The organism is Pedobacter cryoconitis (assembly GCF_014200605.1).
In the GTDB taxonomy this organism is placed as follows: Bacteria; Bacteroidota; Bacteroidia; order Sphingobacteriales; family Sphingobacteriaceae; genus Pedobacter; species Pedobacter cryoconitis_B.
On the sequence record NZ_JACHCE010000005.1, the window covers coordinates 249578 to 269872 of the forward strand.

The window sequence follows — 20295 nt, forward strand, 5'->3', positions numbered from 1 at the left end:
ATTTAGTAATTACAAGAGTATGAGAAAAGCATTTATTGCGATTGCCGCATTTTTAGTCACGGCAACTTTGATGATTAGCCTGGCTTGGCCACCATTTTATTGGGCATTTATTTTTATAGGCCCTATTATTTTATTAGGTATTTATGACCTTTACCAGCCAAAACATAGTATTGTTCGAAACTATCCTGTTTTAGGCCGCTTAAGATATCTTGCTGAAGATCTGCGTCCTAAGGTGTATCAGTATTTCGTTGAAAGTGATACCAATGGAAAACCTTTCAGCAGGTTAAACCGTTCCCTGATTTATCAGCGTGCAAAAAAAGATAATGATACCATTCCTTTCGGTACACAGCTTGATGTTTATGATAACGGATATGAATGGTTGAGCCATAGTATTGCTGCGATCAGCCACCATGAATTAAATGAAGATCCCAGAGTATTGGTTGGTGGTCCTGATTGTGCGCAACCTTATTCTGCCAGTATATTAAATATTTCTGCAATGAGTTTTGGTTCACTGAGCCAGAATGCTATTCTTGCTTTAAACGGAGGTGCTTTTATGGGCAACTTTGCACATAACACCGGCGAAGGTGGTATAAGTGATTACCATGCAGCTCCAAAAGGAGATTTGATCTGGCAAATCGGAACCGGCTATTTCGGTTGCCGTAACGATGATGGTTCATTTAATTTTGATGCTTTTGGCGTGCGTTCAAAAACTGAACAGGTTAAAATGATTGAAATTAAACTTTCTCAGGGTGCTAAACCCGGACATGGTGGTATTTTACCAGCAAAAAAGGTAACTCCCGAAATTGCAAGGATCAGGTTAGTGAAAGAAGGTTTCGACGTGATCTCCCCACCTGCACATTCTGCATTTTCAACACCTTTGGAGTTGCTTGCTTTCGTGAAAAAATTAAGAGAACTATCTGGTGGAAAACCTATAGGGTTTAAACTATGTATTGGCCGCAAAAGTGAATTTTTTGCGATTTGCAAGGCGATGGTAGAAACAGGTACTTATGTAGATTTTATTACTGTTGATGGTGGTGAAGGCGGTACAGGAGCAGCCCCACAGGAATTCTCTAATGCAGTAGGTATGCCATTAAGAGAAGGAGTAGCTTTTGTATATGATGTCCTTTCAGGTTTCGATTTAAAGAAGCATATCAAAATTATTGCTTCAGGTAAAGTCTCTTCTGGTTTTGACCTGGTTAAAAATATTGCACTGGGTGCTGATTTATGTAACTCTGCAAGAGCAATGATGTTTGCTTTAGGTTGTATCCAGGCTCTGGAATGTAACAGTAATACTTGTCCGACGGGTGTAGCTACACAAGATCCAAGTTTAATGAAAGGTTTGGTTGTGGAGGATAAAAAAGTACGTGTATTCAATTATCACCGTTTAACTGTAGCAAGTGCAGTTGAACTTTTAGGTGCTGCTGGTTTGCGTCATCCTTATCAATTGAGCAGGGCTTATATCAACAGAAGGATTGCACCAAATGTGATGCAGTCTTATATGGAGACTTTCCCTTATATCCCGGAAGGAAGTTTGCTGAATACACCTTATCCTTTAAGATTTGAATTAGGAATGGCTTTGAGTACTTCAGCTAGTTTTGCACCTACAGATTACAGAGTGACAGCGATTGATTATGCACATGCAAATTCATTCACTGATACACCACCATCTAATAATTAAGCATTTATAGAGGTATATAAAAAAAGGGATGTTTCTTGATAGAAACATCCCTTTTTTTATATACTGATTTACGTTTACCAAACACCTACACGGTTTGCAGGAGCGATATACATCTTAGCCGTAGCCGGAACATTAAATGCTTTGTAAAAAGCCTCCATGCTATATACAGCACCGTTAACCCTGAACATTTCAGGAGAGTGCGGATCAGTTTTTAAACGTACACGCATAGATTCATCTCTGCTTTTGATACGCCAAACCTGTGCAAAGCTTAAGAAGAAACGCTGATCTGGTGTAAACCCGTCAATTTTCTTATCACTTTTGCCTTCCGGAGTTAATTTGAATGCCTGATAAGCGATCGCCAAACCACCAATATCTGCCAGGTTTTCACCTAAAGTCAATTCTCCGTTTACATGTTGGTTGTCCAGTAAAGTGAAGCCATTATATAAGTCTACAACCTTTTTAGCTTTATTTTTGAATTGGGCCGCATCAGCAGGGGTCCACCAGTCTTTAAGATTTCCATCTTTATCATATTGTTTACCCTGATCATCAAAACCATGTGTCATTTCATGGCCAATTACAGCACCAATTGCACCATAGTTGATTGCATCATCTGCATTGAAATCAAAGAAAGGGAATTGAAGAATCCCCGCAGGGAAAACGATCTCATTGATAGAAGGGTTGTAATAGGCATTTACTGTCGGAGGAGTCATTCCCCATTCAGTTTTATCTACTGGTTTACCCAGTTTCTCAACCATTTCTTTATAAGCATGTTTATCTGCTGATTGAAGATTAGCGTAATAAGAGTTTCTTGAAATCTCTACATCGTCATATTTCTTCCATTTATCGGGATAACCAATTTTTTTGATAAATGCATTCAGTTTATCCAGGGCTTTCTGTTTAGTAACAGGAGTCATCCAGTCTAGTTTTTCTATTCTTGATTTATAAACCTTTTGAAGGTTGTCAACCAGCTCAAGCATTCTTTTCTTTGCTTCCGGGGTGAAATGTTCTTTCACATATAGTTGTCCCAGTAATTCGCCAATGTTTCCGTCTGTGCTGCTTACTATAGCTTTCCAGCGTTCTTTTGGTGCTTTTAATCCCTGCAGTGTTTTACCAAAGAAATCAAATCTTGCTGTACGGAAATCTTTGCTCAATGCGTTGGCAGCATTATTGATTGCATCAAACTTTAGTTTTTCTTTCCAAACCGCAATGGGCTCTGATTTCAAGAGGTTATTCAAAGCCTGGTAATATTTAGGCTGTCCAACAATAATGGTGTCAGTTTTAAGCTCTAATTTGCCCATTACTGATTTCCAGTCGATATCCGGAGTCAGCTTTTGAAAGTCTGGCAGATAATATTTGTTGTAGTTTTTCTGAGGATCGCGTAATTCAACAGGTGTAGAATGCGAGTTTGCAATGCTGGTTTCCAGTTTAAGTATCTGGTCTGCGGCTTTCGCAGCGTCTTCTTTTTTTGAACCTGTGAGCACAAAAACCTGTGTAATATAATTCAGGAATCCAGCTCTTATTTTCTTGGTTTCAGCATCATTATTGAAGTAATAACTGCGTTCTGGTAAAGTAATACCCGACTGCCCGAAATTAACTGCATTTTTACTGCTGATTTTATCGTCAGCAACTACATGAAAGTCTAATAGATCTCCGTTGCCATTTTTGTAACCATCAGCGATAAAACTGATCAGTTCTTTATAATCTTTAAGGGCATCAATCTGCGTAAGCAGTGGCTTTAATGGGGTATAACCTAATTTTTCTATGGCAACCGTGTCCATTCCACTCACATAGAAATCACCTACCTTTTGTTCAAGGCTTCCTTTTGGATGCTCTTCTTTACCAGCATTAACAAGGATCTGCTCCAGGTTTTTTATATTATCATTGTATAAAGTGTAGAAAGAACCCCAGCCAGTTTCCGTCTTCGGAATTTCTGTATTTTTCATCCACTTACCGTTGGCATACAAGAAGAAGTTATCTCCCGGTGTAACTGTGGTATCCATGCCAGACTTATCAAAGAATTCTGTCCTGACTTCTTTATTAGCGGTACTGCCCTTGTCTTTATTCTGACAAGCAGCAAGCAGTGCCAATCCTGCTAATGATAGACTTAGTTTTGCTCTCATATTTAAAATTTATGTCTAAAACTAAGAAAATAGGCAGGTATTACTAAATATTGCGACATAAAAAAAGAGGATAACGATTTAGCTATCCTCTTTTTTACAATATATTTTAGCTTAAAACTCTGCGTTTTTAGGAAAACGAGGGAAAGCAATAACGTCTCTGATGTTAGTCATACCTGTTACAAATAAAACTAAACGTTCAAAGCCCAAACCAAAACCGGCATGAGGGGCAGAACCGAATCTTCTGGTATCTAAATACCACCACAGTTCTTCCTGAGGGATATTCATCTCATCCATACGCTGTGTTAATTTATCCATTCTCTCTTCTCTTTGCGCACCGCCGATCATTTCGCCAATTCCAGGGAATAAAACATCCATCGCTGCAACAGTTCTTCTGCCTTCAGCATCGGGCTCATTCTGACGCATGTAGAAAGCTTTAATGTCAGCCGGGTAATCTGTAAGGATAACTGGTTTTTTAAAGTGTTTTTCTACTAAGAAACGCTCATGTTCAGATTGTAAATCGGCACCCCATTCATTGATCAGATATTTAAACTGTTTTTTCTGATTAGGTTTTGACGAACGCAGGATAGCGATTGCTTCTGTGTAGGTTAAACGTACAAAGTCATTGCCTATACAGAAGTTTAGTTTTTCTATCAACGATAGTTCACTGCGTTCTTGCTGAGGTTTAGTTTTTTCGTCTTCTAATAAACGGTTGTTTAAGAATTCAATTTCTTCTTTACAGTTATCCAATGCATAAGTGATGATATATTTCATCATATCTTCTGCCAGCTGCATGTTATCTTCCAGATCAGCGAAAGCAATTTCTGGCTCAACCATCCAGAATTCTGCAAGGTGACGAGTAGTATTTGAATTTTCGGCTCTGAAAGTAGGGCCAAAAGTATAAATCTGACCGAAAGCCATAGCTGCTAATTCACCTTCCAGCTGACCGGAAACAGTAAGATTAGTAGCACGACCAAAGAAATCTTCTGAAAAATCTACTTTTCCATCTTCCGTTCTCGGTGTATTGTCAAAATCAAGTGTGGTTACTTTAAACATCTCTCCTGCACCTTCAGCGTCAGAAGCTGTGATCACAGGGGTATGCATATAAACAAACCCTCTTTCATTATAAAATTGGTGTATAGCAAATGCCAGTGCATGACGCACTTTAAAAACGGCATTAAAAGTATTGGTACGGAAACGCAGGTGAGCAATTTCCCTAAGGAACTCTAGACTGTGTTTTTTTGGTTGTAAAGGAAATTTTTCTGCATCACTGTCCCCAAGAATCTCAATAGAGGTCGCTTTCACGTCAACACGCTGACCTTTACCTAATGATTCTACTAACTGACCAGTTACAGCAATTGCTGCGCCTGTGGTGATTCTTTTTAATAATTCTTCCGCTGTATTTTCGAAATCAACAACTATCTGAATATTTCCCATGCAGGAACCATCATTGATGGCAATAAACTGGTTGTTACGGAAAGTTCTTACCCAACCCATTACGGTCACTTCTCTGTTAAAATCAGTCGTTTCTAACAGGCTTTTTATTTTTTCTCTTTTAATCATGATTTTTCTGTGGAGCGCTCAAAAATAATGATTTCAATCTAGAAATAACAGGGTTAGGGGAGGAGTTTTGTTTTTTGCGATAAGGAGCTTGTTTTTGTCTTGTTTTATTTGAATTTGGTTTATTTTTTAGGTTAATTTTGATTTTTAAGTGTTTTATTTGTGTAATTGATCTATTATTTTGTTTAAATATGGTTTTTATTTGTTTTTATATTAGTTTTTTGGTTAAAATTTTCAATTAATTTGTTTATTATTGATTTGTGTATTGTTATTTTATATTTTTTGTGTGTTTTTTGATGTATTATTTGATTTTTTGTGATTTATTTTGAATTATTATTTGAAATAAATCGTTAATAATTGTTTTAATCAAAAAATAACCTATATTTGTATTGCTCGTTTAAATTATATTTGGTTAAGAACCTCTGGCGTAATTGCTGGAGGTTTTTTTATTGTCTGTATAGCTGATCTATTTTTTAGCTGTGATCATCGTTTCTGGGCAATTGGTCGATAAAGACAAAAAAAAATGCCAATTGCTTTTACACAATTGGCATTTCTTATATAGTAGGTGACTATTTAAAATCTTAAACAGCCCTAAAGAATTTCTTCTTTCTGTATAGTCTAAGCTAAAACCTGAGTAACTAAGGCAGCAGCATCTTTCAAAGCAATAGCTGAGAATACTTTCAAACCAGATTCGTCAATTAGTTTTTTCGCTTCAACAGCGTTAGTACCTTGTAAACGGCAGATAATTGGAACAGGAATATCACCTATTTCTTTATAAGCATCAATAACACCCTGAGCAACACGGTCACAACGAACGATACCACCAAAAATGTTAATTAAGATAGCTTTAACATTAGGATCTTTTAAGATGATATTAAAACCTGCTTTTACAGTTTGTGCGTTAGCTGTTCCACCTACGTCAAGGAAGTTAGCCGGCTCACCACCTGCAATTTTGATAATATCCATAGTTGCCATAGCTAAACCAGCACCATTAACCATGCAACCAACGTTTCCGTCTAATTTTACATAGTTTAAGTTTGATTCACTAGCTTCAACGTCAGTTGGATCTTCTTCCAGTTTATCACGCATTGCTGCATAATCAGGATGACGGAATAAAGCATTCTCGTCTAAATCTACTTTCGCATCAACAGCAATAATTTTATCGTCTGATGTTTTTAAAACCGGGTTGATTTCAAACATTGCAGAATCAGTGTTGTCATAAGCTTTGTAAAGCGCAGTAACAAATTTCACCATTTCTTTAAAAGCTGCACCGCTTAATCCAAGATTGAAAGCAATTTTACGTGCCTGAAATCCTTGAAGACCAACTTTAGGGTCAATCTCTTCTTTGAAAATTAAGTGAGGAGTGTGTTCTGCAACTTCTTCAATATCCATACCACCTTCGGTAGAATACATGATGATGTTTCTTCCGTTAGCACGGTCTAATAAAACACTTACATAGAATTCTTTTGTTTCAGAAGCTCCTGGATAGTAAACATCCTGAGCAACAAGAATTTTATGTACTTTTTTACCTTCTGCACTAGTTTGAGGTGTGATCAATTGCATACCTAAAATATCGGTAGCTCTTTGTTTAACCTCGTCAAGGTTTTTAGCCAACTTAACACCACCACCTTTACCTCTTCCACCAGCATGTACTTGCGCTTTAATTACTACCCAGTCAGAGTTGTAGTCTGCTTTCATTTTTTTAGCAGCTTCTACAGCCTGCTCAACAGTTTCGGCAACTATGCCTTCTTGTACGGCAACACCAAAACTTTTAAGTATTTCTTTACCTTGATATTCGTGTATATTCATTTGCTGAAAAAATTTGATCCAAATCTACAATTTCATATTGGTTTTAAAAACTTAGAGTCAGTTTAAATTTATAAATTAACCTTGTTTTTACCTTATTGTTGAATGAAAGAAGGCGTTAAATAAAATTAATCTCAAATTTTGTAAGTTTGCTGCATGCTAAAAGCCACGGGTATCAGAAAAGCTTATGGGAGTCTGCCAATTTTAAAAGGGGTGGATTTTGAAGTTGCCAAAGGAGAAATCGTCAGTATCATCGGGGCTTCGGGTGCGGGTAAGAGTACATTACTACATATTTTAGGCACACTGGATAAACCAGATGAAGGTACTGTAGAATTAAATGGTACTGAACTGGCCCGGCTTTCTGGTGAGCCTATGAGTGTTTTCAGAAATCAGAATATTGGTTTCATTTTTCAGTTTCACCATTTGCTCCCTGAATTTACAGCGCTTGAAAATATATGTATACCGGCCTTTATAGCTAAAAAAAGTAAAAAGGAAGCTGAAAGCCGTGCATTAGAGCTTTTAGAATTGCTGGGCTTAAAGGACCGTGCTTCGCATAAACCTAATCAAATGTCGGGCGGTGAACAGCAGCGTATTGCAGTAGCAAGGGCTTTGATCAATAACCCTGCTATTATATTGGCCGATGAGCCTTCAGGAAATCTGGATTCAGCGAATGCTGAATCATTGCATCAGTTTTTTATCACATTGCGTGATAACTTTCAGCAGACATTCGTAATTGTTACCCATAATAAAGATCTTGCCGAAATCAGCGACAGGGTTGTCACCATGAAAGATGGTTTAATTGTATAAAATTTGAAAACACTTATTACCGGAGGCAAATCTGCCCAGGCGTTAAAAATATTAAAAGCATTCACCGCAGACCAGGTTCTGTTGGGCGATTATGGCGATATGCCTTCTTTTGCATCGGCACAATATCAATTTGTAAGTCTTGGTGAAAGAAATGACGAGACTATTGCGCATACCCTGCTTAATGCCTGCTTAGATCAGGAAGCTGATCGTTTGCTGCCACTTTACCAATTTGAACTGGAAGCAGTGATGCGGTCTGCCATCTTATTTGAAGAATTTAATATCCATGTATTATTGCCCGACTTAATCAGTTTCCCGCATTATTTAGCTGACACAGTTGCAGATAAACTAAACTGGGCGGTATTTGATAAAGGGGAGTTGCTTTATGCAACTATGCCTGCTGCTGATTTCTCTGTTTTGGGAAAAGAAAAAGCATTAAACGGTGTTTTCTATATGAATGAAGATAACAATAAACAGAAACAAACCTTATTTACTATTGCCTGATGAAATACCAAGAATATATAAATACTAAACAGGCTTTTATTTTTGGTCTGGATGATGTTTTGTATCCTGTAAAGGATTATCAGCTGCAGGTTTATTACCTGTTTGCACAATTTATTGAATACGGCGAGCAGATTGATGCCCAGGAGGTCATTCTTTTTATGAATGAAACCTATCTGGCAGAAGGTACCGTTGATATCTTTGCTAAAACTGCTGCTAAATTTGAATTGCCACAGAAATATGTAATCAATTTCGATCTATTGCAGCAAAAGGCCAAACTGCCATTAAAGCTTTTACTTTTTGCACCTGTACTGGATTTTCTGAAAGAAGTGCATGCAGCAGGCAAGCCTATCTTTTTATTGGTAGAAGGAGATCCTGTGCAGCAGTTAAACAAAATCAGACAAATAGAATGGAATGGCCTGGAGAAATTTTTGACCGTCTATTTTAGCGCTGAAACCGGGACCTTCCAGCAGACGCTTGAGATGATAATTACCAAGCATGATTTAAAAAGGAAAGAAGTTTTAGTAATTGGTAAAACTCTGTGTGACAACGTAGATAAAGTTGAATTTTTATCTGTAGATCAACTTTGATCCATATTCTTTATTTACCTTAACCGCATAAATCATATAACCTATTTATGAGGATTAATTTACTTAGCAATCGTTTGGCAGCCTTTTCGCTGCTGCTCTTTGTGGTGACTTTCAGCGCCTGTAAAAAGAGCCCTAAACCAGAAATTACAGATAATACAAATGGAGGCAGCGGAGGGACACCAAGCGGGACAAGGGCCCAGCTCACCCTTGATTCTTTATATTTATATGCCAAACAGATTTATTACTGGAATGATGCGATCCCTGAATACAGTGCTTTCAATCCAAGACAATTTTCTGGTAAATCACAGCCGATAGATAATTATAATGCAGAGCTGTTTGCGCTCACCCAGCTGAAAATTAACCCGGTAACCGGTAAACCTTTTGAATATAATGGTCTTGGTTATCCTAAATATTCCAGGATAGACGATCTTACCCAGGCTAATCCAAGTGCCAGCTCTTCTTTGAAGTCGGCAAATGTAGATGTAGACAATAATGGTTACGACGTAGGTATCAGACCTGTCTTTTATACTTACAGTAATTCTGATAAATATGATCTGTTCGTCACTGCAGTTTATCCAGGTTCACCTGCTGCAGCTGCCGGGGTTAAAAGAGGCTGGTTAATTACCAAAGTTAACGGGAATGCTGTAGGGGCCAGTTACACGAAAGAATCACAGTCAGTATTTGATTCATTTTCTGCTGCTTCGATCACCATAGAAGGCTTTAATGCGAGCGATGGGGTTAAATTTAATGTAACCCTGAACCGGGCTTCTTATAAAAGCAGTCCTGTTTACGCTTCTAAAGTGATCACAAGATCAGGAAAGAAAATTGGCTATTTAGCCTTTGCAAGATTTTCTTCACTTTCCAGTGCTGATGGATCAAGCGATAAGTATTTAGACCCTGTATTTGCTGATTTTAGCAGCCAGGGGGTTACAGATCTGGTTATTGATCTGAGATATAATGGCGGCGGCTATGTTAATACAGCGGCGTATCTGTCCAATCTGATTGCACCATCGGGTTCTTCCGGACAAGTGATGTTTACGGAAATTTATAATGCATTAATGCAGTCTGGTAAGGCGACAATTCTTGCTAATCAGCCTTTGATAGGAATTGATGGAAAAATCCTGTATCAGAACGGAAGGATGCTTACAGCGGCCGATGATAATTATACTGTAGCAGGAAATACGACTTTATTCAGTAAAAAAGGAAGCCTTGGCGGTGTGAGCAATGTGGTATTTATTGTTTCCAGAAATACGGCCTCTGCTAGTGAAATTGTGATTAACTGTCTTAAACCTTATATGAATGTTAAGCTGGTAGGGGATACCACTTATGGTAAACCAGTAGGGTTTTTCCCTGTTACGATCGAAAACAGATACCAGGTTTATATGCCAAACTTTGAAACCAAAAATGCAAGAAATGAAGGTGGATATTATACTGGTATCGTTCCGGATGTATTGGATGAATATGATGATCCTGAATATGTTTTTGGTGATGAAAGAGAGAACTATCTTTCCAGGGCATTGAATGTACTGGCACCTGGAAGCACTTCGACACAAAGCGTAGCTAGTGTTGGAAATAGAAAGGCTTCTACAGAGAGTTTTAGAAGTCAGCAGATCAAACCGGTTAATCCTAACAGTGAATTTGTCGGGATGATTGAAAGAAGACATTTGCCGAAAAAATAAAATCGATAAGGCAAAAAAAAACACGCTGTAAAGCGTGTTTTTTTTTGCCAATTTTAAAGGGATTAATCTTTATTAAAGATAAACCCCTGTTTATCTTTTCCTGGATTGAAGCCTGTCCTGAAATACTTTTTCTACTGTGCGTTCTTTATCAAAGTTATCGGTGATTTCCAAAATACCGTTTGCCGCATTGATAAAGAATGTCTGGTTGATATTCTCAAATGTATCAGAAGCTTTATGATAATCTTTGTGATCTTCTACACCGAAATAGATAAAAGGGATATTCACCGCATTAAATGCAGCCTGATCACTTTGGTTTGTCCAGTCATCAGTCGCTAATTTTGAATTGTCATGTCCAAAAAGGATTTTTAAATCCGGGTTTGTCGTGGCAATATAGCTCTTGAGCTGAGGGTATTTGTAGGTCCCTGCTGCATATAGCTCTCCCTTATCATTATGACTGATCATATCCAGGTTAAGATTCAGCTTAATCTTTTTGATATCGACCGGCGGATGGTTTACAAAATGTTCTGAGCCTTTTCTTCCAAATTCTTCCGCATCAAAAGCGGCGAAAATCATCGTGTACATAGGTTTGTTCCTTGCATAATGGGTAGCTATTTTTAACAGGCCTGCAACTCCCGAAGCATTGTCATCCGCACCATTATAGATCTTTCCGTTGATAATTCCAAGATGGTCATAATGTGCAGAGATTACAATCACCTTACTGGTTGTACCTTTGATATAACCAATCATGTTTTTGCCATTAATTTTAGGGTCATCTATGCCCGAGAAGCTAAATGATTGCTGATAACCGCTGCATGAGGTATAAGATCTCAAGCCGATTTCCTTAAATCTTTTTGCTATATATGCTCTCGCTAACTCGGCTCCTTTAGTTCCTGTCTTTCTGCCTTCATACTTATCTGAGGAAAGGATTTTTACATCATTGATTAACTGATCCGCATGGGACGGCTGATTAGATGTTTTTACTGCATTGCAGCCCAGAGTAAATGCCAGGGGTAATAGCAAATATAATTTCATAGCTCTAGCTTTTTGTTAATAGGTTGTTCTGTTGAATATCCCTAATATATTACAAAATAGTGACACATCAATGCGCTATCGAAAAAACTTAAGTAAAGCGCTCATGTTCTTATTTAATACATTTAGCTTATTAATTACAGAGATAATTGAAGGTTATCTGAAATGATGGAGTTAATAAATATACTGCTATAAATAATATTGTAAATATAAATTCATATAAAAATGGAATACAGACGTTTAGGAAAATCAGGGTTACAGCTGAGTGCGCTTTCTTTAGGAAGCTGGTTAACATTCGGGCAGCAAATCAGTGATAAAGTGGCTGATGAACTGATGGGGATTGCCTATGATGCAGGGGTAAACTTTTTTGATAATGCAGAAGGTTATGCTGCGGGGAAATCGGAAGAGGTGATGGGTAAAATCATTAAAGGACATCAATGGGAGCGCGAATCTTATGTAGTTTCAAGTAAAGTTTTCTTTGGTACAGAGAACAAAGGCCCCAATCGTGTTGGTTTGTCAAGAAAGCATGTGATTGAAGCTTGTAATGCTGCATTGAAGAGATTACAGGTTGACTACCTTGATTTATATTTTTGTCACCGTCCGGATAAGCAAACACCGATTGAAGAAACAGTTTGGGCAATGAATACTTTATTGCAGCAGGGAAAGATTTTATACTGGGGAACTTCAGAATGGAGTGCGGCCGAAATTATGGAAGCTATTCGTGTTTCACGCCAGTATAATCTGATTGGCCCGACCATGGAACAGCCTCAATATAACCTGCTGGAAAGAAATAAACTTGAAAATGAATATTTGCTGCTGTTTAAAGAATATGGTTTGGGTACTACGATCTGGTCACCTTTAGCCTCAGGACTGCTTTCTGGTAAGTATACCGCAGGCGAAGCGAAAAATACGCGTCTGGATATGAAAGGGATGGAATGGCTGAAAGAATCTGCACTGGCTGAAGAAAAGCTGGCAAAAGTTAAGAACTTACAGACCCTGGCTGATGAACTGAATGTACCTCTGGCTAAACTATCATTGGCCTGGTGTTTAAAAAATCCAAACGTAAGTACGGTGATCTTAGGTGCTTCAAAAACAGAGCAGCTTAAGGAAAATCTGACTACTTTAAATGTACTGCCTTTGCTGACAGCCGGGGTCATGGAAGATATAGAGAATATCATGCAGACCAAGCCTGTACAGCCTCAGTTTTAGTGGGATTATAATTCTAAAATTCTTTTGCTATATGGATTTAATTGCGTTTTAATCCGTTTGTAATTGATTTTTAATCTACTTGTCATCCTTATTTCAATTGTGTTTATGAATTGCAATAAGGATGATCAGGTTATCGTTGATGCATCGATCTTTAATCAAATAAAGATCACCTCAACAATTATCATGAAAACTCAAAACAAAAAACGCCAGATTATTATGGCAGGAATGCTGGTTGGTATTTCTGCATTAACCTATAGCTGTACTAAGGATAGCTCACCCAATATTCAGCCTGATAACACTTTGTCTAATGTAAATTCTGCTGCTGGGAACAGTTTGCGGAGAATCCTTTTTGTAGGAGATAGTTTTACGCATGGAAGATATGCTCCGGTACGTCAATATAAGTCTGGAGGTGATGGAAATTCTGCTAATGGTTCAACTTTTGTTTATGATGAAAATTATGGCCAGGGCGGTGCAAGACAAGAATTGGAAGACGGTCCCTGGGGAGGTATTCCTGGGATTTTTGCCGAATTTGCTTATGAATCGGGCTTAAAATATGACGTTCATATTGAAGCTATTTCGGCAACCAGCCTGGCAAAGAATTTCGCAGCTGCTTCTGATGTGATTGCGCAATCTAAATGGAATGCTGTCGTATTGCAGGAAATCAGTGTAAAACCTATTCCTTATGCATTGACCAATAGTAATATCAGTAACCCTGCTGATTTTTGTTCGAGTGTACAAACGATTGAAAAAGCCGTTCATGGTGCATCAGCGGCAGCAAAAGTTTATCTTTACGAGCCATGGCCATCGGCAGATCTTGCTGAAACAATGAGTGGTGGCGATCCTTCTGCAGCAGGTTTTAAGACAAATTATATGAACAGCCTCACTACGCTGGCCAATGCAAATCATAATGCTTATTATAGTGCTGCCAGTCATGATGGAAACATTGCTGGTGTTGCTCCGGTAGGGGAAGCGTGGGTAAATGCATGGGCTGCAAAGATAGCTAATGCAGATCCTTATCTGGGTAGTTCAAACGCACCTGTTTTATGGTATGGGCTGAACAGTGTAAATGATCCTCAAATTAAGAAACCTGATTATCACCACCCTAGTATTTATGGTGCTTACCTGAGTGGTCTGGTTCTGTTTCAGCAGATCACAGGGGTTGATGTACGTACACTTGGCGGACAGGAGAAGGCGGCTAATAGTTTAGGTATACCAAGTGCAATCGCTACCCAGTTACAATTGGTTGCGTGGCAAACGGTAACACAGGAAAGTTCACAACCGATTGGTCAAAGCGCAGATCCCTGCAGTATAGGAAGCGGTGTGTAGTACGGATAGGATTTTTAAAAAATGAGATTATAACTTGTTATGGCCGGAAGAAATTCCGGCCATTTTTTTTGCTTTATAAAAGCCTGAAACAGCTCTGTTTCTGCGAATTGAATCCATGCCATATTTAGTTAAATCATAGCGTAGTGCTATAGTAATTAATTTTTATTTAAAAAGTAATTCACCTTAAATTCAGTGTTTATCCGATAAAAACTGAATGAGGTTTGAAGCACCTCTGGAAGAGCTTCGGACAAGGTCTGGACAAGGTTAGGCTACTACATTGATGATCAGTTAGTTATGAAGGTGTCGTTTTCCCTGTTTTTACACTGTTTTTCGGGATGACTTTCAGCTGATTTTTATCCGGTTTATCTCAGAAAATATCAGATAGGTTTTTTTTAATTCATAAAAAAAGCCGGAAGATTTTTCTTCCGGCCAGAACTGGATAAGTTTCCAGCTTTTTTTATTTAAATAAGCTTAGTAGTAGGTCAGACGTACTACGCCAGCCAGCTTTTTAGCCAGACGGATCACCTGTCTTGTATAACCGTATTCGTTATCATACCAGGTATAGATCACTACTGATTTATTATCTTTTGCCATAATTGTAGCCGGACCGTCAATAATTGAAGCATGACTGTTTCCGATTAAGTCAGAACTTACCAGCTCATTAGAGATAGAAAATTCTATTTGTTCTGACAGATCTCCAAAAAGAGAAGCCTGTTTGATAATATCAATTACTTCGTCTCTTGAAGTCACTTTATTTAATGATAAATTCAGAATAGCCAGTGAAACGTTCGGCGTAGGAACACGTACTGCATTCCCTGTTAATTTTCCTCCCAGATGAGGGATTACTTTTGCTACTGCTTTATCAGCACCAGTTTCAGTAATAACCATATTTAGGGCTGCAGATCTTCCGCGACGATATTTTTTGTGATAATTATCCAATAAATTCTGGTCATTTGTATAAGAATGGATTGTTTCAATATGTCCTTTCTCTATACCAAAAGAATCATCGATAACTTTCAGGACGGGAACAATAGCGTTCGTTGTACAGGAAGCATTTGAAACGATAGTCTCTTTATTAAAATCAAAGTCAGCATCATTAATGCCGGCAACTATATTAGGGATATCTCCTTTGGCTGGTGCGGTCAGTAATACTTTGGCAATACCTTTAGCTGCCAGGTGGCGGCTAAGTCCTTCACGGTCACGGAATACACCTGTATTATCAATTAATAATGCATCTTCAATACCATAAGCTGTATAGTCTATATCCTCAGGATTGTTTGCGACTATAAAATAGATAGTTTGCCCATTGATAATTAATGCTTTATTGATGAAATCTTCAATAATAATCCCATTGAAAGTACCATGAACAGAGTCTGTGCGTAATAGTTCTGCACGTTTGATCAGCTCCTCGTCACTATAAGTTCTGGTAACGATAGCACGTAATCTTAGCTGTTCACCTTTCCCGGCCTGAAGAATTAATTCTCGGGCAGCCAGCCTTCCGATTCTTCCGAAGCCAAACAAAACTACATCCTTTGGTAACAGGCTGATTTTGTCCTTTCCGATATGACGGCTCAGTTTGCTGATTACAAAATCGTGCATAGTTGCAAAGTCATTGTTCTCATCCAGCCATTCAGCAGCAAGTCTTCCGATGTCAACACGTGAAGGCGCAAGATTACATTTCGCAATTTCATTAGCCAGTTCCAGTGTTTCATAAATGTTGATGTCTTTGGCCGAAATTTCTTTGGCATACTGGTGATGAGCGAGGATCTCGCTGCTGCCTACATCGAATAATGGTTTGCGGAAAAGGACAAGTTCAATAGATCTGTCAAACCAGAGCTGGCCAACAACATTGAGTAATTCAACTGCTTTTTTCTCTTTTTCAATCCAGTTCTGAAATTCGGATTGGTATTTATTAAACATATCGGGATTTATTTGGTTAGAATGCCACAAAAGTAAAAAAGATTGGGGGAAACCCAATCTTTTTCTATCCGATTATTTAAGCTTAATTCTATTTAGATTTTAAATAGTCCTGAAGAGATTAACCTAAGTATGATTTTAATATTTTACTACGTGAGGTATGACGCAGACGTTGTAATGCTTTATCTTTAATCTGACGTACACGTTCACGGGTTAAGTTAAATTTCTCACCTATTTCTTCCAGAGAAAGCGGGTGGTTAGTACTTAAGCCAAAGAAAAGAACGATGATTTCACGTTCACGCTCAGTTAATGTAGAAAGAGAACGTTTAATTTCTTCAGAAAGTGATTCGTTAATTAAACTACTGTCTGTATTAGGCTCGTGATTTTCTAAAACATCCAATAAGGTGTTTTCTTCACCCTGAACAAAAGGGGCATCCATGGAAACGTGTCTTCCGGAGTTACTTAAAGTGTCAGAGATCTTATCTACAGTTGTTTCAAGGATATCAGCTAATTCTTCAGGAGAAGGCTCACGCTCAAATTCCTGCTCTAATTTAGAGAATGCTTTACTGATCTTGCTCAATGAACCAACCTGGTTTAATGGAAGACGCACAATACGGCTTTGTTCAGCGATAGCCTGTAAAATTGACTGACGGATCCACCATACAGCGTAAGAGATAAATTTGAAACCCTTTGTTTCATCAAAACGCTTAGCTGCTTTGATCAATCCAAGGTTACCCTCATTAATTAAATCACCTAAAGTTAATCCCTGATTCTGGTATTGCTTGGCCACGGAAACTACGAAACGTAAGTTTGTCTTTGTCAGACGCTCCAGAGCTGCCTGATCACCTTCACGTATCTTTCTTGCAAGTATTACTTCTTCTTCTGCGGTGATTAAATCTACTTTACCAATCTCATGAAGATATTTGTCTAGAGATTGACTCTCGCGATTGGTTATGGATTGGGTGATTTTGAGTTGTCTCATTTATATGCTTTGGTGCTCTTTATGTGTTAGAACGTGCAAAAGTAAGGATTAAAAGGCAATTTAAAAACATAAATTCCTGAAAATGTTACACTTTACACTGGTTATTTATACGATAAATGAGTAGCAAAAATTATTCCAAAGTACTTTTGACAGTATGCCTGCCGGATATTGACAAATGTATATTATTTATTGTTTTGCAATCATAAATGCTTGTTTTTTAATAATTCATCTTTTGGAAGTATCAATTATTAAGACTTAAAGAAGTGTGTTTTATTGAATTTATATGATAATTTAATGAGAAATATGTTTATTAAATTAAATATGTCACAGCTCATTATTTAATATTACCATCATCATATTTTAATAATTTTTCTTAAAATTCTTTGATTTCAGAAAAAGATGTCTGCAAAAGCCGACAATTTTACCGATTTTTATAGTTCTGAATTCAGGATATGAATTTATTTTTCTCACTTTTGATAAAGATCTGCATATGCCAATAGTTATTAATCTGGATGTAATGCTAGCTAAACGCAAAGTTTCTCTTACTGAATTGAGTCTGAAGGTTAATATCACTCTGTCTAATCTTTCTATACTTAAAACAGGAAAGGCAAAAGCAGTCAGGCTGGAAACCCTGGAGGCTATTTGTAAGGCACTGGATTGTCAGCCGGGAGATATTTTAGAATATATCCCTTAAAAGAACTGTATCTGGCTATATCGGTTCTTTATTCAGTAATCCAATGCCCCATTGATTAAACGGCTCTTATAAATCTGCCAGTTTTAAAGTATCTTTTAATCTGATCCCTTTTTCTGTTTGCTGAACGGTGCAGCATTCATTGACAGGATCATGCTCTAAATATAAAATGTAGTTTTTTGCTGCTGCTTCTTCCAGAAATGCTTTCTTCTCTTTTAAAGTTTGTAGAGGGAACATGTCATAAGACATGACATAGGGTAGGGGGATATGGCCTGTTGATGGCAGTAAATCTGCTGTATAAATGATCGTATGCTCTTTATAAGTTAACTGGGGCAGCATCATCGCATCGGTATGTCCAAATGCAAAACGTACCTTAAAACCTGGCTGGAATTCGATCCCTTCCTGATCGTCAATAAAATTCAGCTGACCGCTTTCTTGTAGGGGCAGGATGTTATCTTTCAAAAATGAAGCTTTTTCTCTGTCATTAGGATTTACAGCCCAGTTCCAGTGTTTCTGGTTACTCCAGTAGTTAGCCTGCTTAAATGCAGGAACTAATTTTTCGCCCTCACGGACAATCGCACCGCCGCAATGGTCAAAGTGTAAATGGGTAAGAAACACATCGGTAATATCAGCTGTACTGAATCCTTTGGAAGCAAGTGATTTCTCCATGGTATCATCGCCATGCAAATAATAATGACTCAGAAATTTTTCATCCTGTTTATTACCTATACCCGTATCAATTAAAATCAGGCGGTCACCGTCTTCTATTAATAAACAGCGCATGGCCCAGGTACACATATTGTTTGCGTCTGCAGGATTACTTTTCTGCCAGATAGATTTTGGGACTACGCCAAACATTGCGCCGCCATCCAGTTTAAACAATCCGGTATCTATAGTATGTAGGTTCATATAAAGGAAATTTGGTATGCCGTAAAAATAAGAAACCCGCTGAGTTATCGGCGGGTTTCTTATCTATATATATATTATAGCCTGCTTTTTTACAAGTGAATTACTTCTCCGTAAGCATCAGCAGTAGCTTCCATAATTGCTTCACTCATGGTTGGGTGAGGGTGGACAGCTTTTAACATTTCATGACCAGTAGTTTCTAATTTACGGGCAACAACGATTTCTGCAATCAGTTCAGTTACATTTGCACCAATCATGTGCGCGCCTAATAATTCACCATATTTTGCATCATAGATCATTTTGATGAAACCATCTTTTGCACCTGCAGCACTTGCTTTACCTGATGCTGAGAATGGGAATTTACCAATTTTCAATTCATAACCTGCTGCTTTAGCTGCTTTCTCAGTATAACCTACAGAAGCAATTTCTGGTGAGCAGTAAGTACAGCCAGGAATATTGTTGTAATCTAAAGGCTCAGGAGAGTGACCGGCAATTTTCTCTACACAGATAATTCCTTCTGCAGAAGCAACGTGTGCCAGAGCTTGTCCGCCAACGATATCACCAATTGCATAATATCCTTTTACAGAAGTATTATAGAATTCGTCTACAACTACTTTACCTTTTTCAGTTTTGATACCTGTTTCTTCCAGGCCTATATTTTCAAGGTTTGCAACAACACCAGCAGCTGAAAGAACGATATCGCATTCAATAGTTTGCATACCAGCAGCAGTTTTAACCTGAACTTTACAGCCTGCACCAGTTGTATCTACTGATTCTACGCTCGAAGAAGTCATGACTTCGATACCTGCTTTTTTGAAGCTGCGTAATAATTGTTTAGAAACATCTTCATCTTCTACAGGAACGATGTTTTCCATGAATTCAACTACAGTTACTTTCGTTCCCATTGTTGCATAGAAATAAGCGAATTCTACTCCGATAGCTCCGGAACCAACGATAACCATTGATTTAGGCATTTCAGGTAAAACCATTGCCTGTCTGTAACCAATGATTTTTTTACCGTCTTGTTTTACACTTGGTAATTCTTTTGAACGCCCGCCTGTAGCAAGGATAATATTTTTTGCAGTTAATTCTGTTGTAGAACCGTCTGCACCTTTAACTTCAACCTTATTGCCCGGTTTAACTTTACCGGTACCCATTACTACGTCAATTTTGTTTTTTTTCATTAAAAACTGAACGCCTTTGCTCATTCCTTCAGCTACACCACGGCTGCGTTTAATCACAGCTGCAAAATCAGCTTCAGCTTCGGCAGTTTTAATACCGTATTCTGCTGCATGATTGATATATTCAAATACCTGTGCACTTTTTAATAAAGCTTTGGTTGGAATACAGCCCCAGTTAAGGCAGATCCCACCTAAGGATTCACGTTCTACAATTGCAGTTTTTAAACCTAATTGTGACGCTCTGATTGCAGCAACGTATCCGCCAGGACCGCTACCTATTATAATTACATCGTAGTTCATATCTTTTAATAGGGGACTT

General features: G+C 38.0%; 16 protein-coding genes. 8 read left to right on the top strand and 8 right to left on the bottom strand.

Going from position 1 to position 20295, the window contains the following annotated elements; all coding sequences use genetic code 11:
- The first annotated feature begins 19 nt into the window (after window positions 1-19).
- Window positions 20-1678 (top strand): FMN-binding glutamate synthase family protein, encoded by a 1659-nt coding sequence (locus tag HDE68_RS16700; protein ID WP_183883360.1) that lies wholly within the window; start codon window positions 20-22, stop codon window positions 1676-1678.
- A 74-nt stretch (window positions 1679-1752) separates the two neighbouring features.
- Here the strand turns inward: HDE68_RS16700 and HDE68_RS16705 are convergent, their stop codons facing one another.
- The 3 genes from HDE68_RS16705 to sucC all read right to left on the bottom strand — a co-directional run bounded on the left by HDE68_RS16705 (window position 1753) and on the right by sucC (window position 7164).
- Complete coding sequence (locus HDE68_RS16705; RefSeq protein WP_183883361.1) at window positions 1753-3798, bottom strand: M13 family metallopeptidase; 2046 nt, start codon at window positions 3796-3798, stop codon at window positions 1753-1755.
- 111 nt (window positions 3799-3909) lie between these two features.
- Complete coding sequence (asnS, locus tag HDE68_RS16710) at window positions 3910-5358, bottom strand: asparagine--tRNA ligase (RefSeq protein WP_183883362.1); 1449 nt, start codon at window positions 5356-5358, stop codon at window positions 3910-3912.
- Window positions 5359-5973: 615 nt separating this feature from the next.
- Window positions 5974-7164: an ADP-forming succinate--CoA ligase subunit beta gene (gene sucC / locus HDE68_RS16715; protein WP_183883363.1), complete on the bottom strand. Its 1191-nt coding sequence runs from the start codon at window positions 7162-7164 to the stop codon at window positions 5974-5976.
- A gap of 153 nt (window positions 7165-7317) precedes the next feature.
- On the opposite strand from sucC, the gene HDE68_RS16720 reads away from it, so the two are divergent.
- From HDE68_RS16720 to HDE68_RS16735, 4 genes are read left to right on the top strand one after another with little or no spacing between them, the layout of a single operon-like run.
- Window positions 7318-7968 carry an ABC transporter ATP-binding protein gene (locus tag HDE68_RS16720; protein ID WP_183883364.1) on the top strand — a complete coding sequence of 217 codons (651 nt, stop codon included), beginning with the start codon at window positions 7318-7320 and terminating at the stop codon, window positions 7966-7968.
- 3 nt (window positions 7969-7971) lie between these two features.
- Window positions 7972-8469, top strand: a complete 498-nt coding sequence (locus tag HDE68_RS16725) for a hypothetical protein (RefSeq protein ID WP_183883365.1) — start codon at window positions 7972-7974, stop codon at window positions 8467-8469.
- Window positions 8469-9056 carry a haloacid dehalogenase gene (locus tag HDE68_RS16730; RefSeq protein WP_183883366.1) on the top strand — a complete coding sequence of 196 codons (588 nt, stop codon included), beginning with the start codon at window positions 8469-8471 and terminating at the stop codon, window positions 9054-9056. Before HDE68_RS16725 ends, HDE68_RS16730 begins: the two co-directional genes overlap by 1 nt.
- 47 nt (window positions 9057-9103) lie before the next feature.
- Complete coding sequence (locus HDE68_RS16735; protein ID WP_183883367.1) at window positions 9104-10735, top strand: S41 family peptidase; 1632 nt, start codon at window positions 9104-9106, stop codon at window positions 10733-10735.
- A gap of 90 nt (window positions 10736-10825) precedes the next feature.
- Here HDE68_RS16735 and HDE68_RS16740 read toward each other — a convergent pair whose 3' ends face one another.
- Window positions 10826-11767, bottom strand: a complete 942-nt coding sequence (locus HDE68_RS16740) for a M28 family peptidase (protein ID WP_183883368.1) — start codon at window positions 11765-11767, stop codon at window positions 10826-10828.
- Between the two features lie 222 nt (window positions 11768-11989).
- Here HDE68_RS16740 and HDE68_RS16745 point away from each other — a divergent pair, with 222 nt between their 5' ends.
- Window positions 11990-12973 (top strand): potassium channel beta subunit family protein, encoded by a 984-nt coding sequence (locus HDE68_RS16745; RefSeq protein ID WP_183883369.1) that lies wholly within the window; start codon window positions 11990-11992, stop codon window positions 12971-12973.
- Between the two features lie 105 nt (window positions 12974-13078).
- Window positions 13079-14299, top strand: coding sequence for a hypothetical protein (locus HDE68_RS16750; RefSeq protein ID WP_183883370.1), 1221 nt, complete (start codon window positions 13079-13081; stop codon window positions 14297-14299).
- 471 nt (window positions 14300-14770) lie between these two features.
- Here the strand turns inward: HDE68_RS16750 and HDE68_RS16755 are convergent, their stop codons facing one another.
- Complete coding sequence (locus tag HDE68_RS16755; RefSeq protein WP_183883371.1) at window positions 14771-16219, bottom strand: glyceraldehyde-3-phosphate dehydrogenase; 1449 nt, start codon at window positions 16217-16219, stop codon at window positions 14771-14773.
- 118 nt (window positions 16220-16337) lie between these two features.
- The gene (locus HDE68_RS16760) at window positions 16338-17198 is read right to left on the bottom strand and encodes an RNA polymerase sigma factor RpoD/SigA (RefSeq protein ID WP_062547391.1); all 861 of its coding nucleotides are present in this window, start codon (window positions 17196-17198) and stop codon (window positions 16338-16340) included.
- Between the two features lie 490 nt (window positions 17199-17688).
- Here HDE68_RS16760 and HDE68_RS16765 point away from each other — a divergent pair, with 490 nt between their 5' ends.
- Window positions 17689-17892 (top strand): helix-turn-helix domain-containing protein, encoded by a 204-nt coding sequence (locus HDE68_RS16765; protein WP_183883372.1) that lies wholly within the window; start codon window positions 17689-17691, stop codon window positions 17890-17892.
- 66 nt (window positions 17893-17958) lie between these two features.
- Here the strand turns inward: HDE68_RS16765 and HDE68_RS16770 are convergent, their stop codons facing one another.
- Window positions 17959-18798, bottom strand: a complete 840-nt coding sequence (locus HDE68_RS16770) for an MBL fold metallo-hydrolase (RefSeq protein WP_183883373.1) — start codon at window positions 18796-18798, stop codon at window positions 17959-17961.
- Between the two features lie 89 nt (window positions 18799-18887).
- Window positions 18888-20276, bottom strand: a complete 1389-nt coding sequence (gene lpdA, locus HDE68_RS16775) for a dihydrolipoyl dehydrogenase (RefSeq protein WP_183883374.1) — start codon at window positions 20274-20276, stop codon at window positions 18888-18890.
- Between the last annotated feature and the right edge of the window lie 19 nt (window positions 20277-20295).